The sequence below is a fragment of the Enterobacter cloacae complex sp. 6730903 genome (assembly GCF_048283985.1).
Taxonomy (GTDB): domain Bacteria; phylum Pseudomonadota; class Gammaproteobacteria; order Enterobacterales; family Enterobacteriaceae; genus Enterobacter; species Enterobacter hormaechei_C.
On record NZ_JBLVXX010000005.1, the window covers coordinates 79,081 to 105,828 of the forward strand.

The 26,748-nt window shown below is 53.0% G+C and carries 26 protein-coding genes and 1 pseudogene; 14 read left to right on the forward strand and 13 right to left on the reverse strand.

What is annotated here, in order from left to right; genetic code table 11:
• The first annotated feature begins 1 nt into the window (after position 1).
• From trpCF to yedF, 5 genes are all read left to right on the forward strand, one after another.
• Complete coding sequence (gene trpCF, locus ACNQ0W_RS03985) at positions 2-1,360, forward strand: bifunctional indole-3-glycerol-phosphate synthase TrpC/phosphoribosylanthranilate isomerase TrpF (protein ID WP_062932937.1); 1,359 nt, start codon at positions 2-4, stop codon at positions 1,358-1,360.
• Positions 1,361-1,370: 10 nt separating this feature from the next.
• A complete protein-coding gene (gene trpB, locus ACNQ0W_RS03990; RefSeq protein WP_003856780.1) occupies positions 1,371-2,564 on the forward strand; it encodes a tryptophan synthase subunit beta in 1,194 nt (397 codons plus the stop codon).
• A complete protein-coding gene (trpA, locus tag ACNQ0W_RS03995; protein WP_062932936.1) occupies positions 2,564-3,373 on the forward strand; it encodes a tryptophan synthase subunit alpha in 810 nt (269 codons plus the stop codon). The genes trpB and trpA overlap by 1 nt, the downstream gene beginning before the upstream one ends.
• Before the next feature lie 174 nt (positions 3,374-3,547).
• Positions 3,548-4,759 (forward strand): selenium metabolism membrane protein YedE/FdhT, encoded by a 1,212-nt coding sequence (gene yedE / locus ACNQ0W_RS04000; protein ID WP_062932935.1) that lies wholly within the window; start codon positions 3,548-3,550, stop codon positions 4,757-4,759.
• Complete coding sequence (yedF, locus tag ACNQ0W_RS04005; RefSeq protein ID WP_003856774.1) at positions 4,756-4,989, forward strand: sulfurtransferase-like selenium metabolism protein YedF; 234 nt, start codon at positions 4,756-4,758, stop codon at positions 4,987-4,989. The genes yedE and yedF overlap by 4 nt, the downstream gene beginning before the upstream one ends.
• 286 nt (positions 4,990-5,275) lie before the next feature.
• Here the strand turns inward: yedF and ompW are convergent, their stop codons facing one another.
• Positions 5,276-5,908 carry an outer membrane protein OmpW gene (gene ompW, locus ACNQ0W_RS04010; protein ID WP_003856769.1) on the reverse strand — a complete coding sequence of 211 codons (633 nt, stop codon included), beginning with the start codon at positions 5,906-5,908 and terminating at the stop codon, positions 5,276-5,278.
• A 282-nt stretch (positions 5,909-6,190) separates the two neighbouring features.
• Here ompW and ACNQ0W_RS04015 point away from each other — a divergent pair, with 282 nt between their 5' ends.
• The 5 genes from ACNQ0W_RS04015 (at position 6,191) to yciA (ending at position 10,778) form a co-directional block, all read left to right on the forward strand.
• On the forward strand, positions 6,191-6,595 hold the full coding sequence (locus ACNQ0W_RS04015) for a YkgJ family cysteine cluster protein (protein ID WP_003856766.1): 405 nt from the start codon (positions 6,191-6,193) through the stop codon (positions 6,593-6,595).
• Between the two features lie 25 nt (positions 6,596-6,620).
• A complete protein-coding gene (locus ACNQ0W_RS04020) occupies positions 6,621-7,364 on the forward strand; it encodes a YciC family protein (RefSeq protein WP_003856765.1) in 744 nt (247 codons plus the stop codon).
• 13 nt (positions 7,365-7,377) lie between these two features.
• Complete coding sequence (locus ACNQ0W_RS04025; protein ID WP_062932934.1) at positions 7,378-7,917, forward strand: septation protein A; 540 nt, start codon at positions 7,378-7,380, stop codon at positions 7,915-7,917.
• Between the two features lie 180 nt (positions 7,918-8,097).
• On the forward strand, positions 8,098-10,284 hold the full coding sequence (locus ACNQ0W_RS04030; RefSeq protein ID WP_062932933.1) for a TonB-dependent siderophore receptor: 2,187 nt from the start codon (positions 8,098-8,100) through the stop codon (positions 10,282-10,284).
• A gap of 98 nt (positions 10,285-10,382) precedes the next feature.
• Positions 10,383-10,778 carry an acyl-CoA thioester hydrolase YciA gene (gene yciA, locus ACNQ0W_RS04035; protein WP_003856759.1) on the forward strand — a complete coding sequence of 132 codons (396 nt, stop codon included), beginning with the start codon at positions 10,383-10,385 and terminating at the stop codon, positions 10,776-10,778.
• 38 nt (positions 10,779-10,816) lie between these two features.
• Here yciA and tonB read toward each other — a convergent pair whose 3' ends face one another.
• On the reverse strand, positions 10,817-11,545 hold the full coding sequence (tonB, locus tag ACNQ0W_RS04040; RefSeq protein WP_047747161.1) for a TonB system transport protein TonB: 729 nt from the start codon (positions 11,543-11,545) through the stop codon (positions 10,817-10,819).
• A gap of 221 nt (positions 11,546-11,766) precedes the next feature.
• On the opposite strand from tonB, the gene ACNQ0W_RS04045 reads away from it, so the two are divergent.
• The gene (locus ACNQ0W_RS04045) at positions 11,767-12,063 is read left to right on the forward strand and encodes a YciI family protein (RefSeq protein ID WP_003856755.1); all 297 of its coding nucleotides are present in this window, start codon (positions 11,767-11,769) and stop codon (positions 12,061-12,063) included.
• Between the two features lie 33 nt (positions 12,064-12,096).
• On the opposite strand, the gene leuE is transcribed toward ACNQ0W_RS04045, so the two are convergent.
• From leuE to ACNQ0W_RS04065, 4 genes are all read right to left on the reverse strand, one after another.
• Positions 12,097-12,732 carry a leucine efflux protein LeuE gene (leuE, locus tag ACNQ0W_RS04050; RefSeq protein WP_045349658.1) on the reverse strand — a complete coding sequence of 212 codons (636 nt, stop codon included), beginning with the start codon at positions 12,730-12,732 and terminating at the stop codon, positions 12,097-12,099.
• Positions 12,733-12,799: 67 nt separating this feature from the next.
• The gene (locus ACNQ0W_RS04055) at positions 12,800-13,210 is read right to left on the reverse strand and encodes an Exc2 family lipoprotein (RefSeq protein ID WP_032609416.1); all 411 of its coding nucleotides are present in this window, start codon (positions 13,208-13,210) and stop codon (positions 12,800-12,802) included.
• Positions 13,211-13,221: 11 nt separating this feature from the next.
• Complete coding sequence (locus tag ACNQ0W_RS04060) at positions 13,222-13,350, reverse strand: KPN_01571 family protein (RefSeq protein WP_208985927.1); 129 nt, start codon at positions 13,348-13,350, stop codon at positions 13,222-13,224.
• Between the two features lie 118 nt (positions 13,351-13,468).
• Positions 13,469-13,642 (reverse strand): YciY family protein, encoded by a 174-nt coding sequence (locus tag ACNQ0W_RS04065; RefSeq protein WP_017384232.1) that lies wholly within the window; start codon positions 13,640-13,642, stop codon positions 13,469-13,471.
• Between the two features lie 143 nt (positions 13,643-13,785).
• Between ACNQ0W_RS04065 and cls the strand changes: the two genes are divergently transcribed.
• Both cls and ACNQ0W_RS04075 read left to right on the forward strand, forming a co-directional pair.
• Complete coding sequence (gene cls, locus ACNQ0W_RS04070) at positions 13,786-15,246, forward strand: cardiolipin synthase (RefSeq protein WP_003856750.1); 1,461 nt, start codon at positions 13,786-13,788, stop codon at positions 15,244-15,246.
• Between the two features lie 33 nt (positions 15,247-15,279).
• On the forward strand, positions 15,280-15,609 hold the full coding sequence (locus ACNQ0W_RS04075) for an HI1450 family dsDNA-mimic protein (protein ID WP_006810881.1): 330 nt from the start codon (positions 15,280-15,282) through the stop codon (positions 15,607-15,609).
• A gap of 31 nt (positions 15,610-15,640) precedes the next feature.
• Here the strand turns inward: ACNQ0W_RS04075 and ACNQ0W_RS04080 are convergent.
• The 7 genes and pseudogenes from ACNQ0W_RS04080 to ACNQ0W_RS04110 form a co-directional block, all read right to left on the reverse strand.
• Positions 15,641-16,508: pseudogene (locus tag ACNQ0W_RS04080) on the reverse strand (ion transporter).
• A 14-nt stretch (positions 16,509-16,522) separates the two neighbouring features.
• Positions 16,523-17,527 (reverse strand): murein tripeptide/oligopeptide ABC transporter ATP binding protein OppF, encoded by a 1,005-nt coding sequence (gene oppF / locus ACNQ0W_RS04085; protein WP_059288163.1) that lies wholly within the window; start codon positions 17,525-17,527, stop codon positions 16,523-16,525.
• A complete protein-coding gene (locus tag ACNQ0W_RS04090; RefSeq protein ID WP_017384234.1) occupies positions 17,524-18,537 on the reverse strand; it encodes an ABC transporter ATP-binding protein in 1,014 nt (337 codons plus the stop codon). Before ACNQ0W_RS04090 ends, oppF begins: the two co-directional genes overlap by 4 nt.
• 11 nt (positions 18,538-18,548) lie before the next feature.
• Entirely contained in the window at positions 18,549-19,457 is a 909-nt protein-coding gene (oppC, locus tag ACNQ0W_RS04095; protein ID WP_015570372.1) for an oligopeptide ABC transporter permease OppC, read from the reverse strand.
• Positions 19,458-19,469: 12 nt separating this feature from the next.
• Positions 19,470-20,390: an oligopeptide ABC transporter permease OppB gene (gene oppB, locus ACNQ0W_RS04100; RefSeq protein ID WP_003856738.1), complete on the reverse strand. Its 921-nt coding sequence runs from the start codon at positions 20,388-20,390 to the stop codon at positions 19,470-19,472.
• An 82-nt stretch (positions 20,391-20,472) separates the two neighbouring features.
• Positions 20,473-22,104 (reverse strand): oligopeptide ABC transporter substrate-binding protein OppA, encoded by a 1,632-nt coding sequence (gene oppA, locus ACNQ0W_RS04105; protein ID WP_003856736.1) that lies wholly within the window; start codon positions 22,102-22,104, stop codon positions 20,473-20,475.
• 768 nt (positions 22,105-22,872) lie between these two features.
• Complete coding sequence (locus ACNQ0W_RS04110; protein ID WP_017384236.1) at positions 22,873-23,520, reverse strand: YchE family NAAT transporter; 648 nt, start codon at positions 23,518-23,520, stop codon at positions 22,873-22,875.
• 480 nt (positions 23,521-24,000) lie between these two features.
• Between ACNQ0W_RS04110 and adhE the strand changes: the two genes are divergently transcribed.
• Positions 24,001-26,682 (forward strand): bifunctional acetaldehyde-CoA/alcohol dehydrogenase, encoded by a 2,682-nt coding sequence (gene adhE, locus ACNQ0W_RS04115; protein ID WP_003856730.1) that lies wholly within the window; start codon positions 24,001-24,003, stop codon positions 26,680-26,682.
• Positions 26,683-26,748: the final 66 nt, after the last annotated feature.

Here is a 26,748-nt window from a genome sequence, read left to right on the forward strand (position 1 = left end):
AATGCAGACCGTTTTAGCGAAAATCGTCGCCGATAAGGCCATCTGGGTGGAAGCCCGTAAGCAACAGCAGCCGCTCGCCAGTTTTCAGAATGACGTCGTTCCGAGCAGCCGTCGTTTTTATGATGCCCTCCAGGGCGCGCGTACCGCGTTTATTCTGGAGTGTAAAAAAGCGTCTCCGTCCAAAGGCGTGATCCGCGACGATTTCGACCCGGCGCGTATTGCCGGTATTTACAAGCATCATGCGTCTGCCATTTCTGTGCTGACGGATGAGAAATATTTCCAGGGCAGCTTCGATTTTCTGCCCGTTGTCAGCGGCATCGCGCCGCAGCCGATTCTGTGCAAAGACTTTATTATCGACCCGTATCAGATCTGGCTGGCGCGCTTTTACCAGGCCGATGCCTGCCTGCTGATGCTCTCCGTGCTGGATGACGAGCAGTATCGCCAGCTCTCCGCCGTCGCGCACAGCCTGAATATGGGCGTGCTGACCGAAGTAAGCAACGAAGAGGAGCTGGAGCGCGCCATCGCGCTGGAAGCCAAAGTGGTCGGCATTAACAACCGCGACCTGCGCGACCTGTCGATTGACCTCAACCGTACGCGCCAGCTTGCGCCGCGTCTGGGCGCGGGCGTCACGGTGATCAGCGAATCCGGGATTAACAGCTACGCTCAGGTGCGCGAACTCAGCCACTTTGCCAACGGTTTCCTGATCGGTTCCGCAATGATGGAACACGAAGACCTTAACGCGGCCGTGCGCCGCGTGCTGTTGGGTGAGAACAAAGTCTGCGGCCTGACCCGTGAACAGGATGCGCAGGCCGCATATGAAGCGGGCGCAATCTATGGTGGTCTGATCTTTGTTGAGTCCTCTCCTCGCGCCGTTAATGAGGAAAAGGCGCACAAGGTGATCGCGGCTGCGCCACTGAGCTACGTGGGCGTGTTCCGCAATGCGGATATTAACGACGTTGCGGCAAAAGCGGACGCGTTATCCCTGAGCGCGGTTCAGCTGCACGGCGATGAAGATCAGGCGTACATCGATGCTCTGCGACATGTTCTGGCGCCTCAGGTTCAGATCTGGAAAGCGCAAAGCGTTGGCGCCACCCTGCCCGCGCGTAACCTGAAGCATGTTGATAAATACGTGCTCGACAACGGCCAGGGCGGCACCGGGCAGCGTTTCGACTGGTCACTGCTGCGTGGCGAAGTGCTGGACAATGTCCTGCTGGCGGGGGGATTAAGCCCCGATAACTGTGTGGAAGCGGCCAAAACCGGCTGCGCCGGCCTCGATTTCAATTCAGGCGTAGAGTCCCAACCGGGCATAAAAGACGCCAGCAAGCTGGCATCGGTATTTAAAACTCTGCGTGCATATTAAGGAAGAGAAGATGACGACATTACTTAACCCGTATTTTGGTGAGTTCGGTGGGATGTATGTCCCACAAATCCTGATGCCCGCGCTGCGCCAGCTGGAAGAAGCGTTTGTGAGCGCACAGAAAGATCCGGCGTTTCAGGCGGAGTTTACTGACCTGCTGAAAAACTACGCCGGTCGTCCGACGGCGCTGACCAAATGCCGCAACCTGACCGAAGGCACCAAAACCACGCTGTATCTTAAGCGTGAAGATCTGCTGCACGGTGGCGCGCATAAAACTAACCAGGTGCTTGGCCAGGCACTGCTCGCGAAGCGGATGGGTAAAACCGAAATCATCGCCGAAACCGGCGCGGGGCAGCACGGTGTGGCCTCAGCGCTCGCCAGCGCCCTGCTCGGTCTGAAATGCCGCATTTACATGGGGGCGAAGGACGTTGAGCGCCAGTCGCCAAACGTGTTCCGTATGCGTCTGATGGGGGCGGAAGTGATCCCTGTGCACAGCGGTTCTGCCACGCTGAAAGATGCCTGTAATGAAGCGCTTCGCGACTGGTCTGGCAGCTACGAAACCGCCCACTACATGCTCGGTACCGCGGCGGGCCCGCACCCGTTCCCGACCATCGTGCGGGAATTCCAGCGCATGATCGGCGAAGAGACTAAAGCGCAAATCCTCGAAAAAGAGGGTCGCCTGCCGGATGCGGTGATTGCCTGCGTTGGCGGCGGATCTAACGCCATCGGCATGTTTGCCGATTTTATCGACGAAACCAGCGTTGGGCTGATTGGCGTTGAGCCTGCCGGCCACGGCATTGAAACGGGCGAGCACGGAGCGCCGCTGAAGCATGGCCGCGTGGGCATCTACTTCGGCATGAAGGCCCCGATGATGCAGACTGATGAAGGGCAGATTGAGGAGTCTTACTCAATCTCTGCCGGGCTGGATTTCCCGTCCGTAGGGCCGCAGCACGCGTTCCTCAACAGCACCGGTCGCGCGGATTATGTCTCCATCACCGATGACGAAGCGCTGGAGGCCTTCAAAACGCTGTGCCGCAATGAAGGGATCATCCCGGCGCTGGAGTCTTCCCACGCGCTGGCGCACGCGCTGAAAATGATGAAGGAAAACCCGGAAAAAGAGCAGCTGCTGGTGGTAAACCTTTCCGGTCGCGGTGACAAAGATATCTTCACCGTTCACGATATTCTGAAAGCACGAGGGGAAATCTGATGGAACGCTACGACAACGCATTTGCACAACTAAAAGCTCGCCAGGAAGGCGCCTTCGTTCCCTTCGTGACGCTGGGCGACCCCGGCCCGGAGCAGTCGCTGAAGATTATCGACACCCTGATTGATGCCGGTGCCGACGCGCTGGAGCTCGGTATTCCGTTCTCCGATCCGCTGGCGGATGGCCCGACCATTCAGAACGCAACGCTACGCGCGTTTGCCGCGGGCGTGACGCCGAGCCAGTGCTTTGAAATGCTGGCGGCGATCCGTCAGAAGCATCCGACCATTCCGATCGGCCTGCTGATGTACGCCAACCTGGTGTTCAGCCGCGGTATTGATGCGTTTTACGCCGATTGCGCCCGCGTGGGCGTTGACTCCGTGCTGGTGGCTGACGTGCCTGTTGAAGAATCCGCGCCGTTCCGTCAGGCGGCGATGCGCCACAACGTCGCGCCGATTTTCATCTGTCCGCCGAATGCCGATGACGATCTGTTGCGCCAGATTGCCTCTTACGGACGAGGTTACACCTACCTGCTCTCCCGTGCGGGCGTCACCGGTGCGGAAAACAAAGCCGCGCTGCCGCTGCATCATCTGGTGGAGAAGCTGGCAGAATACCATGCTGCACCGCCGCTTCAGGGCTTTGGCATTTCCTCACCGGATCAGGTTACTGCGGCGATTGACGCGAAAGCCGCCGGAGCCATTTCGGGTTCGGCTATCGTGAAAATCATCGAGAAGAACGTGGATAAGCCAGAGCAGATGCTGACTGAGTTACACGCATTCGTCACATCCATGAAAGCGGCCACGCGCAAGGCGTAACCGTTAACACCGTCTGGCCCCGGCGTCAGGCGGTTTTCCCTTCTCTCTTCCTGAAAGAAGCAGGTCAAAATTGATCCTGTCGATATTTTCGGTGTGAATGACTTTCCAAACTTTCGCGTAAGCGTATGATCTGGGCTCTTTTTAGCGTTACCCTTCTGAGTTCAGAGGTTATTCATGTCATGGCATTCCTTCAAACAGACTTACCTGGTTAAGTTCTGGTCACCTGTTCCGGCCGTTATCGCGGCAGGCATTCTCTCTACTTATTATTTCGGTATTACCGGCACCTTCTGGGCTGTTACGGGCGAGTTTACCCGCTGGGGTGGGCAGCTATTACAGCTGGCAGGTGTCCATGCCGAAGAGTGGGGATACTTCAAACTGATCCATCTTGAGGGCACACCGCTGACCCGCATCGACGGGATGATGATCATTGGCATGTTCGGCGGCTGTTTTGCGGCCGCGCTGTGGGCCAATAACGTTAAGTTGCGCATGCCGAAAAGCCGCATTCGCATTGTGCAGGCCGTGGCGGGCGGTATCATTGCCGGGTTTGGCGCTCGTCTGGCGATGGGCTGTAACCTTGCCGCGTTCTTCACCGGTATTCCGCAGTTCTCGCTGCATGCCTGGTTCTTTGCCGTCGCCACCGCCATCGGCTCGTACTTCGGTGCTAAATTCACCCTGCTGCCGCTGTTCCGCATTCCGGTGAAAATGACGAAAGTTAGCGCTGCCTCTCCGTTAACGCAAAAACCCGATCAGGCGCGTCGTCGCTTCCGCCTCGGTATGCTGGTCTTTTTTGCCATGGTTGCCTGGGCGATTTGCACCGCAATGAATCAGCCCAAACTCGGTCTGGCCATGCTGTTCGGCGTCGGTTTTGGTCTGCTGATTGAACGCGCGCAGATCTGCTTTACCTCCGCGTTTCGCGATATGTGGATCACCGGACGCACCATGATGGCGAAAGCCATTATTGCCGGCATGGCCGTGAGCGCGATCGGCATCTTCAGCTATGTTCAGCTCGGCGTGGAACCGAAAATCATGTGGGCAGGCCCAAATGCCGTCATTGGCGGGCTGCTGTTTGGTTTTGGCATCGTGCTGGCGGGCGGGTGTGAAACCGGCTGGATGTATCGCGCTGTGGAAGGCCAGGTGCATTACTGGTGGGTGGGTCTGGGTAACGTGATTGGCTCTACCCTTCTGGCCTGCTACTGGGATGACGTCTCTCCGGTACTGGCAACAAACTGGGACAAGGTCAACCTGCTGAATACCTTTGGTCCACTCGGGGGACTCCTGGTGACCTATGCCCTGCTGCTTATCGCCTTCTTACTGGTTGTTGCACAAGAGAAGCGCTTCTTCCGACGCGCCACCGCCAAAACTGAAACTCAGGAGAATGCCGCATGAAAGAGATCGTGCCTGACTATCGTCTCGATATGGTGGGTGAACCTTGCCCTTACCCGGCCGTCGCCACGCTTGAAGCGCTACCGCAGCTAAAGAAAGGTGAAATTCTGGAAGTGGTGAGCGATTGCCCCCAGTCGATCAATAACATTCCGCTTGATGCCAAAAATCACGGCTATACCGTGCTGGATATCCAGCAGGACGGACCAACCATTCGTTATTTAATTCAGAAGTGATTGCACGATCGAAAAAGGCCTCTCAGAGGCCTTTTCTAGTTTACTGGCTTTGGCCACCGTCGTCGTCTGAGCTTCGGCAGGCATGAATGAATGGTGAGACGTGTTCCGCAAACGGAACAGATAGCACCGTGAGGTAGGCTATGTGCTGGGCTGAACGTCGTGAACTGAAACTGTTTACCTGCACAAACCGGACACTCAAATTTGATGTTGGGGATATCCCCTCCAGCCAGGTGTGTGGAACAACCACCATACAGCAATCACCGGCTGACAGGGGATATATCTTCTGTCAGAAACGATAGCCTGCTGAGAACATAAATACCCACGGATCCAGACGAGTATTGATACTTTGCTGCTGGCCGCCCGCTTTAAAGCGCACGTCCGTATCAATGTCCATATACCAGACCGAGGCGTTGATAAGCCAGTCACGGTTAATCAGATAATCCAGACCAACCTGTCCCGCCATGCCCCACGAGTCTTTCAGGCTGAGATCGGAGAGCCCGGCCTCTTTACCGGTATCGTTAAATTTCTCATCAAAAAAGGTGGTGTAGTTAACGCCTGCACCAATATAAGGGCGCACCTTGCTGCTGGAATCGCCGAAGTACCACTGCGCCATCAGCGTGGGTGGTAAATGGTGCACCGTGGCAATGTCCCCGGTCGGTCCTAAACCGACGCGGTGACGGAATGGCGTGGCGGCTAAAAGCTCGACGCCAATGTTATCCGTTGCCATATACGTAAACGTCAGGCCTAACTGGGTGTTATTGCTGACGTTAAACCCGCCCATACCCAGTACATTGTCTGACCCTTCTGTTGGACGCACCGTTGCCGAACCGGCACGAATAAAGAATTCGCCTGCTTCATGCGCGTACGCGCCGCCAGAGAGACTGCTTAAGATAAGGGCTGCCACCGCTAATTTTTTCATATCCGCTCCATCGTTGTGGTTTTAATTGCGGAGGAGAATATACTCACAAATGAGTAATAAGTGATCTACCACAGATCACATTAAAACCAGTAAGTTAACATTCATTGATCTAGGTTAATTTTTGGTGACGCCTCATAAAACAATAAGTTGTTACCGCGTCAATTTTTGGCATTGCATGGTAACAAAATTTTCTGTTTTCCCTCTCTTGCGCTTCCTGTAGCGGCTGGATAATTTATCGCTCTCACAATGTGATTTGATGCGTTCTACTTTTGCAGGTGTGCCATGAGTGATCATAACCCGTGCATGACGTGCGGAGCCTGTTGTGCGTATTTTCGAGTCTCTTTCTACTGGGCTGAAGCCAGCGATGGCGGCGGCACCGTTCCGGTTGATCTCACGGAACCCTTGACCCCTTTTCTGCGCTGTATGCGCGGCACCAACCAAAAACAGAGCCGCTGTGTGGCACTGGAAGGTGAACCTGGGGTATCCACACGCTGCTCCATTTACGCGGATCGCCCCAGCCCGTGTCGCACTTTCGCGATGTCGGGAGAGGATGGGCAGGTCAATGAGGCATGCAATCGCGCCCGCGCCCGCTATGGATTACCGCCGCTTTACAAAGATATGCTTTTCCATACAAGCCTTGATGCTGCCACCAGCGTGTTATCCGGTGTACAATTGCCGGCTAATTAACACCTGCAATACTCAAGGAGAGTGCATGTCTATCACGGCGAAGTCTGTCTACCGTGACACGGGAAATTTTTTCCGCAATCAGTTCATTACCTTTTTACTGATCGCGTTGTTGTGCGCCTTTATTACGGTGGTGCTGGGTCATGCGTTCTCACCCAGTGATGAACAGATTGCCACGCTGAGCCAGGGGGATCATCTTGCAGGCAGCGCAGGGTTGTTTGACCTTGTGCAGAATATGACGCCAGAGCAACAGCAAATCTTGCTGCGCGCATCTGCGGCATCGACCTTCTCGGGCCTGATTGGCAACGCCATTCTGGCGGGTGGCGTGTTGCTGATGATCCAGCTGGTGTCTGCCGGCCAACGCGTCAGCGCGTTACGTGCAATCGGGGCCAGCGCTCCGGTGCTGCCAAAACTGTTCATCCTCATCTTCCTGACCACGCTGCTGGTCCAGATGGGGATCATGTTGGTTGTCGTTCCGGGCGTGCTGCTGGCTATCGTGCTTTCATTCGCGCCAGTAATGGTTGTACAGGACAAACTGGGCATTTTCACCGCCATGCGCAGCAGCATCAGGCTCGCGTGGGCCAATATGCGACTGGTCGCCCCGGCCGTTATCAGCTGGTTGCTGGCCAAGACTCTGCTGCTGCTGTTTGCGCCGAATTTTGCGGTGTTAACGCCAAACGTCGGAGCGGTTGTAGCCAATACGCTGAGCAATCTGATTTCAGCCGTGCTGCTGGTCTATTTGTTCCGCCTGTACATGTTAATTCGTCAGTAACTGGGATCGCAGAATGAAGCAGTTTCTTGATTTTTTACCGCTGATCGTATTTTTCGCTTTTTATAAGCTGTACGACATTTATGCCGGCACGCTGGCGCTGATTGTGGCAACGGCTGTGGTGCTGATTTACAGCTGGGTTCGCTATCGCAAAGTTGAAAAGATGGCGCTCATCACCTTCCTGATGGTGGCGATGTTTGGTGGCCTGACGTTGTTCTTCCACAATGATGAATTTATCAAATGGAAGGTCACGGTGATTTACGGCCTGTTTGCGGGCGCGCTGCTCATCAGCCAGTGGGTGATGAAGAAGCCGCTGATCCAGCGCATGCTGGGGAAAGAACTGACCCTGCCGCAGGCTGTGTGGGGGCGTCTGAATATCGCCTGGGCGCTATTTTTTATTCTGTGTGGTCTGGCGAATATCTATATCGCATTCTGGCTGCCACAGAATATCTGGGTCAACTTCAAGGTGTTTGGCCTGACGGCGCTGACCCTTATCTTCACCCTGCTTAGCGGCGTTTATATTTATCGCCACATGCCGCAGGATGACAAGCACTGATCCTTCTGGCCAGATCGCCGCGCGGTCTGGCCTCTTTTCCCGCCTTCTCTTATCTCTACATCCTTCCTGCGAAAATGTCTGAATCATGAAGATTTTATGGAGATTGCTGTCATTTGATTGTAATGAGAATGACTATCATTAATATTCGTCATCGCATTTTTAACAAATGGAAATGAGTTGATGAATAACATAATAAGATTTGCCCCGGCTACACTTACGCTCGCCATTCTTTCAACGCTATACCAGAGCGCGCACGCAGCGGAAGATCCTCTCGCCGATGGTGAAACAATGGTTGTTCAGGCCACCGCTGAAGAGGCGCTGAAGCAACAGCCGGGGGTTTCCATCATCACGGCAAAGGACATAGAAAAGGATCCACCGGTTAACGATCTTTCAGAAATTATTCGCAAAATGCCCGGGGTTAACCTCACCGGAAACAGCGCGACAGGCAGCCGCGGCAACAACCGCCAGATCGACATCCGCGGTATGGGGCCGGAGAACACGCTGATTCTGATTGACGGTGTGCCGGTGACGTCACGTAACTCGGTGCGCTACAGCTGGCGCGGGGAGCGCGACACCCGCGGGGATACCAACTGGGTTCCGCCAGAGATGGTTGAGCGCATTGAAGTGCTCCGGGGACCTGCTGCCGCCCGCTATGGTTCGGGGGCGGCCGGCGGCGTCGTCAACATCATTACCAAACGCCCGACCAACGACTGGCACGGTTCGCTCTCCCTGTACACTAACCAGCCTGAAAATGATAAAGAGGGAGCGACGAAACGCGCTAATTTTGATCTGAGCGGCCCCCTCGCGGGCGATGCGTTAACGATGCGCCTGTACGGGAATATCAATAAAACCGACGCAGATGCTCAGGACATCAACACCGCGCAAAACGGTTCTTACGCCGCCGGACGTGAAGGCGTGCGCAACAAGGACATCAATGCCCTGCTCTCCTGGAAACTCACACCACAGCAGATTATCGATTTCGACTACAGCTACAGCCGCCAGGGCAATATCTACGCGGGTGATACTCAATACAGCAACAGCAACGTCAGCCCTGACGGTCTGGTGTCGTCCCTGTATGGACACGAAACGAACCGAATGTACCGCCAGTCTTATGGCATTACGCACAACGGCATCTGGGACTGGGGTCAGTCAAAGTTCGGTGTTTATTATGAAAAGACCAACAACACCCGCCTGGAAGAAGGCTCTACGGGCAAAGTTGAAGGGATGATCAATAGCGATAAATACGATACCAGCCGGCTGGAGTCATACCGTTCAACGGGTGAACTGAACATTCCTTTCTTCTGGCTGGTCGAACAGACGCTAACCGTTGGAGCAGAATGGAACCGTGATGAACTGAACGATCCGGCCTCAATGCAGGCGACAAATGTGTCGGGAGAAGTGATTAACGGCGTTCCCGGCACGGCTTCTGAGCGCAACAGCAAAAACAGCGCTGACCTCACTGGCATCTATCTTGAGGACAATATTGAAGCGCGTCAGGGCACCAACCTGATCCCAGGGCTCCGCTTTGATTATCACAATCAGTTTGGCAGCAACTGGAGCCCGAGCCTGAACCTCTCTCAGGATTTGGGTGACATGTTCAAGGTTAAAGCGGGTATCGCTCGGGTATTTAAAGCGCCAAACCTGTATCAATCCAGCGAAGGCTATCTGCTTTCCACCCGCGGCAATGGCTGCCCGAATAACGTTTCCGAAGGAAGCTGTTACCTGTTAGGTAACCCGGATCTGGATCCTGAAATCAGCGTGAACAAAGAGATTGGCCTGGCCTTTGCGCTGGAAGGCTACGAGGCTGGCATAACCTGGTTCCGCAACGATTACAAAAACAAGATCGTTTCAGGAACGGATGTGCTGGGCCAGACAAGCAGCGGCGCAAATATCCTTCAGTGGCAGAACGGAGGAAAGGCTGTTGTTGAGGGGCTGGAAGGCAACCTCACCGTCCCGGTTATCCGCGACACGCTCACCTGGCGTACCAATGCGACGTATATGATTCAGTCTGAAAGTAAGGACACCGGCAACCCTCTGTCGATTATCCCAAAATATACCGTCAACACGATGCTCGACTGGCAGGTAAGCAGCAAACTTTCAGCGAACCTTAGCTGGACAATGTATGGCCGCCAGAAGCCAAGAGAAAATGCTGAAATCCGCAAAGAGCAGAATGCGATGTCAGATAAAGAGATTGGCGCCTATTCCATCGTTGGGATCGGTAGTAACTATCAACTGACAAAAGACCTCCACCTGAATGCCGGGATCAGCAACCTCTTTGATAAGCAGATTTACCGAGAAAATGACGGTGCATCGACCTATAACGAACCAGGCCGTGCGTATTACGCTGGCGTGACCCTGTCCTTCTGACCCTAAGGCGCCTGCTCTGCGGGCGCTAACCCTATTCTCTCCAGCCAGAAATCATAGTAGCATCCCGCCTGAAGTCTTCAGTTACGAGTTTAAAAACAATGACAACAAATGACGCCCCTCAGGGCGAACTGGTTTTACGCACACTGGCAATGCCTGCGGATACGAATGCCAATGGCGATATTTTTGGCGGCTGGTTGATGTCGCAGATGGATATGGGCGGTGCAATCCTGGCAAAAGAGATTGCACACGGGCGCGTGGTAACCGTCCGGGTCGATGGCATGACCTTTCTGCGCCCTGTCGCGGTGGGGGACGTGGTGTGCTGTTATGCACGCTGCGTAAAACGCGGCAATACGTCTGTCTCCATCAACATTGAAGTATGGGTGAAAAAAGTCTCTTCTGAACCGATTGGTCAGCGCTATAAGGCGACGGAGGCATTATTCATCTACGTGGCGGTGGATAGCGACGGTAAGCCCCGCCAGCTCCCACGGAGCTGAACCTCAGGTAAAAAAAAGCCTCCTTGCGGAGGCTTCTTTTATTCCATCTGTGCCCCGCCGTTCAGGCGGAAGACAATGTTCACAATCAACCCATTGCCGGGTTTACCGGCTTCATAGCGCCACCTGCGCATGGCCGATTTAACTTCGCGTTCAAACATATTCGCCGGCTGTGCGGACAGGATTTCCACGTTATCCACACGTCCATCAGCCGTAACGTCGAATTTCACCCGTACACGCCCTTCAATACGTAACGCCTGAGCACGTGCCGGGTACTGCGGCTGGTTACGGCTCAGCGCGCGCGGGCCTGCTGGCGCCGTTACCGTCGGTTTTGTCGCGGTCGTGGTGTTATTCATCAGCGGACGTGACGGGGCGGCATTTTCAACCGGCTGCGTGGCGCGTGGCTCAACCGGACGCACTTCGCGTTTCGGACGCTCTTCCACCTTTTTGACCGGCTTGGGTTTTGGCTTCGGCTTAGGTTTCGGCTCCGGCTTATGGATCACCACCGGCGCTTCTTTCGGCGGTTCAGGAACCGGCTCGGGCTCTGGCTCCGGCTCGGGTTCAGCAACGGGCTGTGGCGGCGGCGGCGCAACCTGCGGCGGCTCAAGATCCGCAGGCGATACCATGGTCACAGAAATTGGCTGCGCAGGCGCTGGCATTTCAATAACCTGATGAACCGAGGTATAGAGCAGACCCGCCACGACAGCACCGTGAATAACGACGGAAAGCAACGTCGGCCATGGAAAGCGGCGAGGTAAATCAAGGGTCATCGAAGTCATAATCATCAACGTTAAAAAACCGAACCTCGATTTTAAATGCAAATAGCAATCATATTCAATAAGACACTTTGTCCTGGCGCAATTTAAGCGTACATGAGGGCAAAAAAGGGGCATCCAGATCAGGGTTTTAACATTGTTATTATCTTTACATTGCAGTCATTTGTGCTTTCACATAACGTAATTGTCACTTTTACCGGTTAAGGAGCTTTGCCGTGCTTTACGTGATTTACGCTGAAGATGTACCTGATTCTCTGGAAAAACGTCTTTCCGTTCGCCCTGCCCATCTGGCGCGTTTACAGTTGCTACAGGATGAAGGTCGGTTGCTGACCGCAGGCCCGATGCCTGCCGTTGACAGCAACGATCCGGGCGCGGCGGGTTTTACCGGCTCAACGGTGATTGCCGAGTTTGAATCTCTGGAAGCCGCACAGGCCTGGGCAGAAGCAGACCCGTACGTCGCAGCCGGCGTTTACGAGAAAGTCACGGTTCGCCCGTATAAAAAAGTGTTCTGAAACGAAAGGCTCCCTCGGGAGCCTTTTCTTCATTCAGTGCAGCGACGCCAGCCTCGCCGCAAATCCGACAAACAGCAGCCCTATCAACCCGTTCCCCAGCTTCGCCAGTTTCTTTTTGGTTTTCAGGTAACGCGTGACAAACGCGCCTGAGAAAATCAGGAAGCTCATGTACATGAAGCTGATCAGCTCAAGCGTTGTGGCGAGGATCAGGAACGACGTGCCGGTATTCTTCGCATTGACATCAATGAACTGCACGAAGAACGACACGTAAAAGAGAATCGCTTTCGGGTTCGTCAGGCTCAGCACCAGCGAACGCTTAAGGATTGCGCTTGCCGGTTCGGCGCTACTTTCGTGCGCATTTTTTTGACGCGTTATAACGGACCAAAGCATTTTCCCGCCCAGCCACAGCAGATAAAACGCGCCCAGATAGCGGACAATATTAAATAATACCGGAGTGGTCTGGATCAACGCGGCGACGCCCGCCCAGGCCAGAAACATCAGCACGGCATCACCAATAAACACACCGGTGGCTGCCAGATAGCCTTTCTTAACGCCGTGGCCAATCCCTGTTTTCAGCACAAACAAGGTGTTCGGTCCCGGAACCAGCACGATAAAAAATGCGCCGACAACATAGGTCCAGAAATTCAGTACACCAAACTCCGCAAACACGTCTTACTCCTTTCGCTCAAAAACAGTGGGGATACCGGTAATTACGGTATCCCCTGAATCAGTTGCGCTATTGTACGCCGTTATAGCCATCAAGATAAGTCGCGGCCAGTTCGTTACCAAATAACAGGGCGTCTTTACTGTCCATGTCCGAAGACCATTTATCCTTCGCGTTGCCTGCGAACAATTCCTGCGACTTCGCATTTTCTTTTAGCTGATCGCGAATGCTTTGCGCGTATTCACTGGCTTCAGCCTGAGTCCGCCCTTCCGCGCGGTCAGCTTTGCCCCGGGCATAAAGCTCGCGGAACTGCGCCACGTTCAGCTGATAATTTTTCTGCACGCTGGAGGTGTAATTGCCGCCAGTAAAGCTGGACTGATGCGACACGAAATAAAACGCGTGCCGCTCGGGTGAGGTTTTGCTGCTGGCACAACCGCTTAATATCGCAATCCCAAAGAGTGCTGCCATTACTTTTCCGTTCATCCTTTTTTCCTTTAATAAAGCCAATGTATTCCCCATGCGAAAACATAATCTGCCAATGAGGAAAATGACGAAAGTCCTAAATCTTCCCTGAGCGCATCCAGCGCCAAAAGTACAATAAAAATCCAGAGATAAGGATTCATCTTTTAATATCATGACGTTATGGGGACTTAGTATATCGCGGAAAGCAGATGGGAAGAGACTGCAAAAATTGATAGCCTGGATGTTTAATGGGCACCTTTACGGTGCCCTTCATGCTTTTCAGATGTCCTGGACCGCGAACAACAGCGCGTTACGGTGTCTGTTCAGGCCACATTTTCTGATGGCGTGGATACGCATATTGCGGCGGGATTGTGCTTCCAGCCAACGAGCCTTACGACGACTCACCTGTCGCAACATGCGCCAGCGCCCAACTTCAGTTCTACTGCGCTTCATGTCTACAACTCTTTCTCTAACAGAAATGCCATTATATGCCTAAGCAGGCGGCAAACCAGCGCTTTTATCTGCCGTTTTTATTTGCCAGATGAATCCTGATGCGTAAACTCATAACAATACGCTTTCAAAAGGATTTTTTATTTATGACAACCTTCTACACCGTGGTGAGTTGGCTGGTCATTTTAGGATACTGGCTGTTAATTGCCGGGGTGACGTTGCGCATTCTGATGAAACGCAGAGCGGTACCTTCCGCCATGGCCTGGCTTCTGATTATCTACATTCTGCCGCTGGTGGGCATCATCGCCTATCTCTCTTTCGGTGAACTTCATCTGGGTAAACGCCGCGCCGAACGCGCCCGCGCCATGTGGCCCTCCACGGCGAAATGGCTTGCCGACCTTAAAGCCTGCAAGCATATCTTCGCTGAAGAGAACAGTAGCGTGGCCGCATCTCTGTTCAAGCTGTGCGAACGCCGCCAGGGGATTGCTGGGGTAAAAGGCAATCAGCTGCAACTGATGACCTCTTCTGATGATGTGATGCAGGCGCTGATCCGTGATATCCAGCTCGCCCGGCATAATATCGAGATGGTGTTTTATATCTGGCAGCCGGGCGGCATGGCGGACCAGGTCGCCGAATCGCTAATGGCCGCTGCACGTCGCGGTATCCACTGCCGCCTGATGCTGGACTCCGCTGGCAGCGTGGCCTTTTTCCGTAGCCCGTGGGCAGGCATGATGCGCAACGCCGGTATCGAGGTGGTCGAGGCGCTAAAAGTGAATCTTTTCCGCGTCTTTCTGCGCCGCATGGATCTCCGCCAGCACCGGAAAATGGTTCTGATCGATAACTACATCGCCTACACCGGCAGCATGAACATGGTTGACCCCCGCTTCTTCAAGCAGGATTCCGGCGTGGGGCAATGGATCGATCTGATGGCGCGGATGGAGGGACCGATCGCGACCTCAATGGGCATCGTCTACTCCTGCGACTGGGAAATTGAAACCGGTAAACGCATTCTTCCCCCGCCGCCGGATGGCAATATCATGCCGTTTGAGGAAGCCAGCGGGCACACTATCCACACTATCGCCTCCGGTCCTGGCTTCCCGGAAGATCTGATCCATCAGGCACTGCTTACCGCCGCGTACTCCGCGCGGGAATATCTGATCATGACCACGCCCTATTTCGTTCCCAGCGACGACCTTCTGCATGCCATCTGTACAGCGGCACAGCGCGGAGTGGATGTGAGCATTATTATGCCGCGCAAGAACGATTCGCTGCTGGTGGGATGGGCAAGCCGCGCGTTCTTTAGTGAGCTGCTGGCCGCAGGCGTTAAAATTTATCAGTTCGAAGGCGGGCTGTTACACACCAAGAGCGTGCTGGTGGACGGAGAGCTGAGCCTGGTGGGTACCGTCAACCTCGATATGCGCAGCCTATGGCTGAATTTTGAAATTACGCTGGTCATTGATGACGCCGGGTTCGGTGGCGATCTGGCGGCGGTTCAGGACGATTATATCTCCCGCTCACGCCTGCTGGACGCCAGACTGTGGGCGAAACGTCCGCTGTGGCAGCGAATTGCCGAACGACTGTTTTACTTCTTTAGTCCGTTGCTGTAAAACGTGCCCAACGATGTTTAACAGGTAGTCATCATGGAAATGGATCTGAACAATCGCCTGACCGAAGACGAAACGCTCGAACAGGCCTACGATATTTTTCTCGAGCTGGCGGTCGATAATCTCGACCCTGCTGACGTCATTCTTTTCAACCTGCAATTTGAAGAGCGTGGCGGTGCTGAGCTGTTCGATCCGTCTGAAGACTGGGCCGAACATGTCGATTTTGATCTCAACCCGGACTTCTTCGCCGAGGTGGTGATTGGCCTGGCAGATGAAGACGGCGGAGAAATTAACGACATCTTTGCCCGCGTCCTGCTGTGCCGCGAGAAAGATCACAAACTGTGCCATATTCTCTGGCGCGAATAATAAAAAAGGCTGCCCACGCAGCCTTTTTTATTTAATCCGGTAAGGCATTTCCACAGCGGTGACAAAACCGCGCGCCGGGTTCATGATTCCCCTGCTGACAATTCGGACATTTGCGTTGCTGCTTGCTGTTCTGGAAGGCGCTGCTCATATGGGTGGTAATTAGGCCCGTCGGAATCGCTATCACCGAATAGCCGATCAGGATAAGAACCGATGCCACAATACGTCCGAGCGGCGTATGCGGGGTAATATCACCATAGCCCACGGTGGTCACCGTGACGATAGCCCAGTAAACAGACGCATTAAGCGTGGTAAACCCGTATTTCGGCCCTTCGATTAAATACATCAGGGAGCCAAAAACGATCATCACGATAGCAATAAACGAATAGAAGAGAATCAGCTGGTGGCGGGCGCTGACAATGGCAACCCAAAAAACCCGCAGCGACGGCATAAAGCGCAGCAGTTTGAGAATCCGTAACACACGAATCGCCCGCATTGCACGCCAGGCAAACACATAATTCAGGCTGATCTCAGGCCACAGCCACATGACATACAGCGGCAGGATGGTGGCTAAATCAATAAATCCCCAGAAGCTGAAAACGTATTTCGCCGGATTCGGCCAGCTAATGACCCTCAGCACATATTCCGCAGTAAACACCAGCGTGACAATCAATTCCAGCCAGACGAAAACGTGCCACTCCTCATACGTCATGTGGTACTGCGTTCCGGCGCCGGATTCGATAAAGATAATAATGACGCTAATCAGCGCAAATAAACCACACAGACCTTCGAAGCGGCGACCGGAAACCGTTTCAGGATCAAATAAAAGGTGATACAGCCGCTGACGGGCCGACGTGAATAATCGCGACACATTAACCTCGAAAAATAAGGGCTGACATCATGTCAGCCCTTGCGATTATAACGGGTCTACTTTCAGGCAGGAAACCGCATGTCGGAAACTGCCCTCCAGAACCGGCCGTGTTTTTGCACATTCCGGCCCGGCTATTGGGCATCGAGTACGGAATACGCAGCCTGAAGGCGGGTTGATTGGCGAAGGCAGTTCACCTTCCAGAAGCTGAATGGTTTTATTTTTTTCCAGATCGGGGTCCGGAACGGGAACCGCAGACATCAGCGCTTTGGTATAAGGGTGCAGCGGATTGTGGTACACCTCATCATACGTGCCCAGCTCCACGGCGTGGCCCAGATACATGACCAGCACACGGTCCGAAATGTGTTTTACCACCGCCAGATCGTGGGCAATGAAGATCAGCGACAGCCCCATTTCCCGTTGCAGTTTCTGTAGCAGGTTAACCACCTGGGCCTGGATGGAGACGTCCAGCGCTGAAACCGGCTCATCACAGATAATCAGCTTTGGTTCAAGGATCAACGCGCGTGCGATACCGATACGCTGGCACTGACCGCCGGAAAACTCATGTGGGTAGCGGTTGATGAGGTTAGGCAGCAGACCCACCTTCAGCATCATCGCTTTCACCCGGTCGCGAACTTCCTGGCGCGGCATCTTCGGATGATAGGTGCGCAGCGACATCCAGATGATTTTCCAGGATCCGCTGGCGTCCCTGAATCCGCGTATGACCATTGGCGAAATCATTGCCGAGCCGCTGCGCACGTCGCGCCATTCATCCGGCTTCATCCCCAGCAGATCTTTGCCAAGCCAGGCCACTTTTCCGTCGGTGGCTTTCACCAGGCCGATGATCGCCCGCGCAAATGTCGATTTGCCGCAGCCGGATTCGCCCACCACGCCCAGGGTCTCCCCTTCGTACAGGCGTAGCGTGACGCCATCCACCGCTTTCAGGGTTTTGGCAGGCTGCCAGAACCACTGTTTACCGTCTTTGATATCGAAATGGACCTTCAGGTCAGCGATTTCAAGCAGCACATTTCTTTTTTCGTCGATTGCGTTCATACCAGCTCCTCCAGCGGCTTAAAGCAGGCGCGCAGACGGCCTGGGGCAAACGCTTCCAGCGGCGGTGCGCTGTTACAGATTTCCATCGCATGCGGACAACGCGGCTGGAACGGGCAGCCTTTTGGCAGACGCAGCAGGTTTGGCGGGTTGCCCGGGATAGTCAGCAGCGACTCCCCTTCCGCATCAAGACGCGGTACGGCATTCAGCAGCCCGATAGAGTACGGATGGGCTGGCTGGTAAAACACATCGCGAGCATTACCGTATTCCATCGTGCGGCCTGCATACATGACTAACACTTTGTCGCAGATCCCGGCAACGACGCCTAAATCGTGGGTGATCATAATGATGGCGGTGTTGAACTCGCGCTTCAGCTCGTTCAGCAACGTCATGATCTGCGCCTGGACGGTTACATCCAGGGCGGTGGTCGGTTCATCAGCGATCAGCAGTTTTGGCCGACAAAGCAATGCCATCGCGATCATGACGCGCTGGCGCATACCGCCGGAGAACTCGTGCGGATACATGCGCATGCGCTTGCGTGCTTCAGGCATTTTCACCGCATCCAGCATTTTGACGGACTCTTCAAACGCTTCGGCTTTACCCAGCCCCTTGTGGAGCATCAGCACTTCCATCAGCTGTTCACCCACCCGCATATAGGGGTTCAGGGACGTCATCGGATCCTGGAAAATCATTGAAATCTGCTCGGCGCGCAGCTTGTTCAGCTCATGTTCCGGCAAATTCAGGATCTCTTTCCCGTTAAACGTCGCCGAACCACCGATCACGCCGTTTGACGCCAGCAGGCCCATCAGCGCGAATGCGGTCTGGGATTTACCGGAACCGGATTCGCCCACAATGCCCAGCGTTTCACCGGCACGCAGGTCGAAGTTGAGATCGTTAACGGCAGTAACATCACCGTCGGGGGTTTTAAACGTCACGCGGAGGTCTTTAACGTCCAGCAGTGCGCTGGTCCGCTGTTGCGCCTGTGGCGCGGTTGCCGTTTCAATAATGGTCATGACGGCGCTCCTTAACGGTCTTTCGGGTCGAGGGCATCACGCAGGCCATCGCCGATAAAGTTGAAACAGAACAGGGTGACGACCAGGAAGCCCGCCGGATACAGCAGTAACCACGGTGACACTTCCATGGAGTTTGCGCCATCACTTAACAGAGCGCCCCAGCTACTCAACGGCTCCTGCGTACCTAATCCCAGGAAGCTCAGGAAAGATTCAAACAGGATCATACTTGGCACCAGCAGGGAGGCGTATACCACCACCACGCCCAGCACGTTAGGAACGATATGACGCACCACAATATTGGCGGTAGAAACGCCCCCAACCTGTGCGGCTTCGATAAACTCCTTACGTTTGAGGCTCAGCGTCTGGCCGCGCACAATACGCGCCATATCCAGCCAGGACACCATCCCGATCGCCACGAAGATCAGCAGGATATTTTGACCAAAGAAGGTCACCAGCAGAATGACGAAGAACATGAACGGGAAGGAGTTCAGGATTTCAAGCATACGCATCATCACGGAGTCCACTTTCCCGCCGAGGTAACCGGAAAGCGAACCGTAAAGCGTGCCGACAATCACCGCCACCAGCGCCGCTGCGATGCCAACCATCAGGGAGATACGGCCGCCAATCGCCACACGCACCAGCAAATCACGCCCGGAAGAGTCGGTACCGAAATAGTGCCCGGATTCCATATCCGGCGCGCTGGACATCATGCCCCAGTCCGTATCGAAATAGGTGAACTGAGAGAGCATTGGCGCCAGGGTTACAAACAGCGCGATAAGCACCAGCACGACCAGGCTGGCAACGGCGGCACGGTTATGCATAAAACGACGGCGGGCGTCCTGCCAAAGGCTACGACCTTCGACCTCCAGCTTTTCACTGAAGTTTTCCAGCGCCTCGCTGTTTTTCTTACTCAACATCATGGCGTGCTCCAGTTAGTAACGGATTTTCGGGTCGATAACGGCATACAGCACATCGACAACGGCATTAAACAGAATGGTCAGCGCGCCCACGAGGATCGTCAGGCTCAGCACCAGCGAATAGTCACGGTTAAGCGCCCCGTTAACAAACAGCTGCCCGATACCTGGCAGGCCATAAATGGTTTCAATCACCATTGAGCCGGTGATAATGCCGACGAAAGCCGGACCCATATAGGAGAGTACCGGTAACAGTGCAGGCTTGAGGGCATGACGGAAAATAATCCGGCGCATCGGCAGCCCTTTCGCACGGGCGGTACGGATGAAGTTCGAGTGCAGGACTTCAATCATTGAACCGCGGGTAATACGGGCGATGCTGGCGATGTAGGCCAGAGATAATGCCACCATCGGCAATATCATGAACTTCAGCGCCCCGCCGTTCCAGCCGCCCCCGGGAAGCCATTTCAGGGTTATGGCGAATATCATGACCAGCAACGGCGCGACAACGAAGCTGGGGATAACCACCCCGGTCATTGCGACCCCCATTACGGCGTAATCCCATCGGGTATTTTGTTTTAGCGCAGCGATAACGCCCGCAGTGACACCGAGAACAACGGCCAGGATAAATGCAGCAGCCCCTAATTTAGCCGATACCGGGAAGCTGGACGCCACCAGGTCGTTAACGGAGTAGTCTTTATATTTAAATGACGGACCAAAATCACCGTGGGCAAGTTGCTTCAGATAGTTGAAGTACTGCGTGGTGATAGGATCGTTTAAATGGTATTTCGCTTCGATGTTGGCCATAACTTCTGGCGGAAGCGTGCGTTCACCGGTAAAAGGACTGCCCGGCGCAAGACGCATCATGAAGAAGGAAATTGTAATTAGAATAAATAACGTTGGAATCGCTTCAAGACAGCGACGCAGGATAAATTTCAACATTGCCCGTACCTTCTGGCGTGTGCCTGATGAATGTTACAAAATAGACACAGTGGGGCAAGCTCGCTCGCCCCACGTATTGCCATTAATGCTTGATAATATAAAGATTCTTAACGGAAATATTATCCAACGGGTCTTTACCGGTATAACCCCCTACCCATGGTTTCACCAGGCGGGCATTAACGTAGTAGTAAACCGGAACGATCGCAGAGTCTTTATCGAGCTGTTGTTCTGATTTGGCGTACAGATCGGCGCGCTGGGCGTCATCTGCCACCTTCAGGGTTTCGCCAATCAGCTTATCAAACGCCGGGCTCTTATAGTGTGCGGTGTTGTTCGAACTGTCGCTCAGCATGGTGTTCAGGAATGAAGTCGGTTCGTTATAGTCCGCACACCATCCTGCACGTGCCACGTCAAAGGTTCCCTGATGGCGCGTATCGAGGAAGGTTTTCCATTCCTGGTTTTCCAGCTTCACGTTCACGCCGAGGTTTTTCTTCCAGATTGACGCGACGGCAATAGCCAGTTTTTTATGCAGATCGGAGGTGTTATACAGCAGGCTAAAGGTCAGCGGCTTGTCGGCGGTATAGCCAGCTTCTGCCAGCAGTTTTTTCGCTTCTTCGTTACGTTTTTCCTGGGACCATTTGAACCATTCAGGTTCAACCAGTTTCATACCGTCGGTGTAAGGCGGGGTGTAGCTGTAAGCCGGCAGGTCGCCCTGATTCTTCACTTTATTCACGATAATGTCGCGATCCAGCGCCAGCTTCAGTGCGGTACGAACACGTACGTCGGTGAACGGTGCTTTCTGGTTGTTAATTTCGTAATAGTAGGTGCACAGATACGGATCGACGTGAACTTCTTTCGGGATCTCTTTTTTCAGTTTCTGGAACAGTTCAATCGGCATGTTGTTATAGGTCATGTCGATTTCACCGCTGCGGTAGCGGTTTACGTCCGTCACTTCAGAAGAGATTGGCAGGTAGGTGACCTGATTGATAACGGTCTTCGCATTATCCCAATACTGCGGGTTACGCTCCAGCACCATACGTTCGTTAACGACCCAGTCCTTCAGCTTATATGCACCGTTGGTCACGATATTCGCAGGCTGCGTCCATTTTTCACCAAATTTTTCTACTGCGGATTTTGGTACCGGGGAGACGGACGGGTGAACCAGCAGCTTATAGAAGTACGGAACAGGTTCGCTCAACGTCACTTCAAAGGTGTTGGCATCGATGGCTTTTACGCCCAGGTCGGTTACGGGCTTTTTACCCGTGATGATGTCATCGATATTGGCAATATGGCCATACTGGAGGTAACTCGCATACGGGGAGGCGGTATTTGGATCCGCCAGACGCTGCCAGCTATAGACGAAATCTTCGGCGGTAACCGGCGTACCGTCGGACCATTTGGCATCTTTACGCAGATGGAAGGTCCAGACTTTAAAATCTTTGTTGTCCCATTTTTCCGCCACGCCCGGAGCCGGGTGGCCGTCTACGTCAGTCACCAGCAGACCTTCAAACAGATCGCGGTTGACGTTAGACTCTGGAACACCTTCAATTTTGTGCGGATCAAGAGACTGCACTTCCGCACCGTTATTACGTACCAGCGTTTGCTTCTCAGCCAGCTGAACACCAGCAGGAACGTCCGCAGCCATTGCAGCGTTGCCCGCGATTAGCGCAGTTAAAATCCCCGCCGCTACCAGACTTTTTTTTGTGATGATGGACATTGTGTTGATACTCCACTCATTATAATGACCAGCCTTCGCCAGTTGTGTAATCCCCTGTTGGGGCCTGTACAGCGCAGGAGTTTTTTTTGCTACTGTCAGGTTCTTTTTTTACTTCTTGCTATCACCGACTTCATTATTACTGACCGCTCGTTCGGCGGTCTTGCGTCGATTCTTTACACCTCTCCCCTGTCAGAGAGATGCGTTGGATATCTTATGTGAGGGCTATATGAAAATAGTTCTCATCAACTTGTTTAATGCTGCAAAATATAAGGCCGGAAAGTACCAAATGGTGCCAACTCTCGCCAATACATTTTGCAAATTTGTTAAGCATTTCTCTTTTACGATGACTGGCATAACTATGGCGCCAACCCTGGCTTACGCCGAAATCAACAAAAAGACATGTAATTCATACAGATAAGAAATTTTGTTGCTCCAAACGCGACGACATAGCTTAGCTGAACGATTTTTCACGATAATTTAACAATTGATTATTATTTAGCACATTCGTCTGAGTCAGCGTCGAAATTACTAATATCATTTCGGTTATCTGTCAGCAAGCCCCAGAGTATCATGTGAGTAAAATAACAGAGGGTTTGAGGAATTTATGCGCGGCAAGGGGAAATGAAAATAAACAACCTCTTGAAAAACAACAAAAGAGAGTTATTAGTAGAACTTATTATGACTGGCGCCTATTTCAACTTTATTTATATGATTTGCAGATAATCACGTAAAAAACGGAGCCGCTGGCTCCGCTCTTTCAAATGAAAGTCAGTGTACTAACCCGGGGAATATACTTTTTATACCGGTAACGATAAATTCGATGCCCAACGCCATTAACAACAGACCCATGATACGGGTAATCACGTTGATGCCCGTTTGTCCCAGCAAGCGAACCAGCCATGGCGCCATACGAAATACGCCCCAGCAGCACAGTGCGAACAGCGCAATAGCGACGGAAAAGCCAATCAGGTGCATCAGGCTGTGGTAGCGCGTTCCCCAGACGATTGTGGAACTGATCGCCCCCGGGCCCGCCATCAGCGGCAGTGCCAGTGGCACGACCCCGATGCTCTCGCGGATAGCTGTCTCTGATTTTTCCTGCTTGTTCTGTTTATCCTCCCCCAGCTTGCCGCTGATCATCGACATGGCAATCGTCACCACCAGGATCCCGCCTGCTATACGGAACGAATCAATCGAGATGCCGAAGACCTGAAGAATGGCGTCCCCGAGATAAAGAGAAGTAAGCAAGATGATGGCCACCGACAGGTTTGCCGTCAGGTTGGTTTTATTTCGTGCCGCAGCCGTCTGATAGCTGGTCATACTGATGAAGACAGGGATGATCCCTACCGGGTTAACCAGAGCAAACAAGCCGATAAAAAACTTGAAATATGTAGGGAAATCAAAGAGCGTTTGAATCACATTAAGCTCCGCAATTGAGCATGGCCAGGGAGAAACTGCGTGTCATGATAAATCCGCGCTGAAGATACGCTTTTTAGCCGCACACTTCACCAGAAATCTGTTCTTAAACGTTATCAATTCATGATGTTAAACATTTGTGTAATCAATGATATCGCCGCTTCCAATAGTTACTTAATTATTTAACAGTAGAATAATTAGCACAAAATAACCCTGCTGAAAGGTATCAGCTTAGGACAAAATTGATCTCGATCATAATTTTCGTACTCAGAAGTGAGTAATCTTGGTTACGCCGCCAGGGAGATCACCTATCAAAAAGGTATGATGCTAAGGTAAGGCTCTTTTAGTAAATTAGTGAGCTGGAGCAGTGAGTAATCCTTTGTTTTACTGTGTGTTACGCAAGTGGGATCGGCTCTGACTATACTGTCAGACGTATCGAGCGCTGGTTTACTAAAAGAGTTTAAACATTATCAGGAGAGCATTATGGCTGTTACCAATATCGCTGAACTGAACGCCCTCGTCGAGCGCGTGAAAAAAGCCCAGCGTGAATATGCCAATTTCACCCAAGAACAGGTTGATAAAATCTTCCGCGCGGCCGCTCTGGCTGCTGCTGATGCTCGAATCCCTCTCGCTAAAATGGCCGTTGCCGAATCCGGCATGGGTATCGTTGAAGATAAAGTGATCAAAAACCACTTTGCTTCAGAGTATATCTACAACGCCTATAAAGATGAGAAAACCTGCGGTGTGCTGTCAGAAGACGATACTTTCGGCACCATCACCATTGCAGAACCGATCGGCATCATTTGCGGTATCGTTCCAACCACTAACCCAACCTCTACCGCCATCTTCAAATCTCTCATCAGCCTGAAGACACGTAACGCAATCATTTTCTCCCCGCATCCACGTGCGAAGGACGCCACCAACAAAGCAGCAGATATCGTGCTTCAGGCTGCAATTGCGGCGGGTGCGCCAAAAGATCTCATCGGCTGGATCGACCAACCTTCCGTTGAACTGTCCAACGCCCTGATGCATCACCCGGACATTAACCTGATTCTGGCGACCGGTGGTCCTGGTATGGTTAAAGCAGCATACAGCTCCGGTAAACCAGCCATCGGCGTAGGCGCAGGTAATACCCCTGTTGTGATCGACGAAACGGCAGATATCAAGCGTGCAGTTGCTTCTGTGCTGATGTCTAAAACCTTCGATAACGGCGTTATCTGCGCATCTGAACAGTCAGTTGTCGTGGTTGATTCGGTATACGACGCCGTTCGTGAACGTTTCGCCAGCCACGGCGGCTACCTGTTGCAAGGTAAAGAACTGAAAGCTGTTCAGGACGTAATTCTGAAAAATGGCGCGTTGAACGCGGCTATCGTAGGTCAGCCAGCGTATAAAATCGCTGAACTCGCTGGCTTTAGCGTCCCTGCTACCACCAAGATTCTGATTGGTGAAGTGAAAGTCGTTGATGAAAGTGAGCCGTTTGCTCACGAGAAACTCTCCCCGACGCTGGCAATGTACCGTGCGAAAGATTTCGATGACGCGGTAGAAAAAGCAGAGAAACTGGTGGCGATGGGCGGTATCGGCCACACCTCTTGCCTGTACACCGACCAGGATAACCAGCCTGAGCGTGTTGCTTACTTCGGTCAGAAGATGAAGACAGCACGTATCCTGATCAACACCCCTGCTTCTCAGGGTGGTATCGGTGACCTGTACAACTTCAAACTCGCACCTTCCCTGACTCTGGGTTGTGGTTCCTGGGGTGGTAACTCCATCTCTGAAAACGTTGGTCCAAAACACCTGATCAACAAGAAAACCGTTGCTAAGCGAGCTGAAAACATGTTGTGGCACAAACTTCCGAAATCTATCTACTTCCGCCGCGGCTCTCTGCCAATCGCGCTGGATGAAGTGATTACTGATGGCCACAAACGTGCGCTCATCGTGACTGACCGTTTCCTGTTCAACAATGGCTATGCAGACCAGATCACCTCTGTTCTGAAAGCGGCTGGCGTCGAAACTGAAGTCTTCTTTGAAGTTGAAGCTGACCCAACCCTGAGCGTTGTACGTAAAGGCGCTGAACTGGCGAACTCCTTCAAACCTGATGTGATCATCGCGCTGGGTGGCGGTTCCCCAATGGACGCCGCGAAAATTATGTGGGTGATGTACGAGCATCCGGAAACTCACTTCGAAGAACTGGCGCTGCGCTTTATGGATATCCGTAAACGTATCTACAAGTTCCCGAAAATGGGCGTGAAAGCGAAAATGATCGCCGTCACCACCACTTCCGGTACTGGTTCAGAAGTGACGCCATTTGCCGTTGTGACTGATGACGCAACCGGTCAGAAATACCCGCTGGCTGACTACGCACTGACGCCAGATATGGCTATCGTTGACGCTAACCTGGTCATGGAAATGCCGAAATCACTGTGTGCGTTCGGTGGTCTGGATGCGGTAACTCACGCTCTGGAAGCTTACGTTTCCGTACTGGCTTCTGAGTTCTCTGACGGTCAGGCTTTGCAGGCACTGAAACTGCTGAAAGAAAACCTGCCAGCTTCTTACAACGAAGGTTCGAAAAACCCTGTAGCGCGTGAACGTGTACACAGTGCGGCAACCATCGCGGGCATCGCGTTTGCTAACGCCTTCCTGGGTGTTTGTCACTCCATGGCGCACAAGCTGGGTTCACAGTTCCACATTCCTCACGGTCTGGCGAACGCCCTGTTGATCAGCAACGTTATCCGCTATAACGCCAACGACAACCCAACCAAGCAGACTGCCTTCAGCCAGTACGACCGTCCACAGGCACGCCGTCGTTATGCTGAAATCGCAGATCACCTGGGTCTGAGCGCACCGGGCGACCGTACTGCCGCGAAGATCGAGAAATTGCTGGCATGGCTGGAAAGTCTGAAGGCTGAACTGGGTATTCCTAAATCTATCCGCGAAGCAGGCGTTCAGGAAGCTGACTTCCTCGCTCACGTAGATAAACTGTCTGAAGATGCATTCGATGACCAGTGTACTGGTGCTAACCCGCGCTACCCACTGATTTCCGAACTGAAACAGATCCTGCTGGATACTTATTACGGTCGTAACTTCACTGAAAGCGATGTCGCAGCCGTAAAAGTTGAAATCCCCGCAGTTGTAAAGGCTGACAAGAAAGCGAAAAAAAACGCTTGATTGACAGTGTGACAAAAAACCCCGCCGTTGGCGGGGTTTTTTATATCTGAGGATACGTGAAACATT

What these genes read in the sequence shown, in the direction of transcription:
- trpCF (WP_062932937.1), top strand. Translation starts at nt 2, where the DNA reads ATGCAGACCGTTTTAGCGAAAATCGTCGCCGATAAGGCCATCTGGGTG.
- trpB (WP_003856780.1), top strand. Translation starts at nt 1,371, where the DNA reads ATGACGACATTACTTAACCCGTATTTTGGTGAGTTCGGTGGGATGTAT.
- trpA (WP_062932936.1), top strand. Translation starts at nt 2,564, where the DNA reads ATGGAACGCTACGACAACGCATTTGCACAACTAAAAGCTCGCCAGGAA.
- yedE (WP_062932935.1), top strand. Translation starts at nt 3,548, where the DNA reads ATGTCATGGCATTCCTTCAAACAGACTTACCTGGTTAAGTTCTGGTCA.
- yedF (WP_003856774.1), top strand. Translation starts at nt 4,756, where the DNA reads ATGAAAGAGATCGTGCCTGACTATCGTCTCGATATGGTGGGTGAACCT.
- ompW (WP_003856769.1), bottom strand. Translation starts at nt 5,908, where the DNA reads ATGAAAAAATTAGCGGTGGCAGCCCTTATCTTAAGCAGTCTCTCTGGC.
- ACNQ0W_RS04015 (WP_003856766.1), top strand. Translation starts at nt 6,191, where the DNA reads ATGAGTGATCATAACCCGTGCATGACGTGCGGAGCCTGTTGTGCGTAT.
- ACNQ0W_RS04020 (WP_003856765.1), top strand. Translation starts at nt 6,621, where the DNA reads ATGTCTATCACGGCGAAGTCTGTCTACCGTGACACGGGAAATTTTTTC.
- ACNQ0W_RS04025 (WP_062932934.1), top strand. Translation starts at nt 7,378, where the DNA reads ATGAAGCAGTTTCTTGATTTTTTACCGCTGATCGTATTTTTCGCTTTT.
- ACNQ0W_RS04030 (WP_062932933.1), top strand. Translation starts at nt 8,098, where the DNA reads ATGAATAACATAATAAGATTTGCCCCGGCTACACTTACGCTCGCCATT.
- yciA (WP_003856759.1), top strand. Translation starts at nt 10,383, where the DNA reads ATGACAACAAATGACGCCCCTCAGGGCGAACTGGTTTTACGCACACTG.
- tonB (WP_047747161.1), bottom strand. Translation starts at nt 11,545, where the DNA reads ATGACCCTTGATTTACCTCGCCGCTTTCCATGGCCGACGTTGCTTTCC.
- ACNQ0W_RS04055 (WP_032609416.1), bottom strand. Translation starts at nt 13,210, where the DNA reads ATGAACGGAAAAGTAATGGCAGCACTCTTTGGGATTGCGATATTAAGC.
- ACNQ0W_RS04060 (WP_208985927.1), bottom strand. Translation starts at nt 13,350, where the DNA reads ATGAATCCTTATCTCTGGATTTTTATTGTACTTTTGGCGCTGGATGCG.
- ACNQ0W_RS04065 (WP_017384232.1), bottom strand. Translation starts at nt 13,642, where the DNA reads ATGAAGCGCAGTAGAACTGAAGTTGGGCGCTGGCGCATGTTGCGACAG.
- cls (WP_003856750.1), top strand. Translation starts at nt 13,786, where the DNA reads ATGACAACCTTCTACACCGTGGTGAGTTGGCTGGTCATTTTAGGATAC.
- ACNQ0W_RS04075 (WP_006810881.1), top strand. Translation starts at nt 15,280, where the DNA reads ATGGAAATGGATCTGAACAATCGCCTGACCGAAGACGAAACGCTCGAA.
- oppF (WP_059288163.1), bottom strand. Translation starts at nt 17,527, where the DNA reads ATGAACGCAATCGACGAAAAAAGAAATGTGCTGCTTGAAATCGCTGAC.
- ACNQ0W_RS04090 (WP_017384234.1), bottom strand. Translation starts at nt 18,537, where the DNA reads ATGACCATTATTGAAACGGCAACCGCGCCACAGGCGCAACAGCGGACC.
- oppC (WP_015570372.1), bottom strand. Translation starts at nt 19,457, where the DNA reads ATGATGTTGAGTAAGAAAAACAGCGAGGCGCTGGAAAACTTCAGTGAA.
- oppB (WP_003856738.1), bottom strand. Translation starts at nt 20,390, where the DNA reads ATGTTGAAATTTATCCTGCGTCGCTGTCTTGAAGCGATTCCAACGTTA.
- oppA (WP_003856736.1), bottom strand. Translation starts at nt 22,104, where the DNA reads ATGTCCATCATCACAAAAAAAAGTCTGGTAGCGGCGGGGATTTTAACT.
- adhE (WP_003856730.1), top strand. Translation starts at nt 24,001, where the DNA reads ATGGCTGTTACCAATATCGCTGAACTGAACGCCCTCGTCGAGCGCGTG.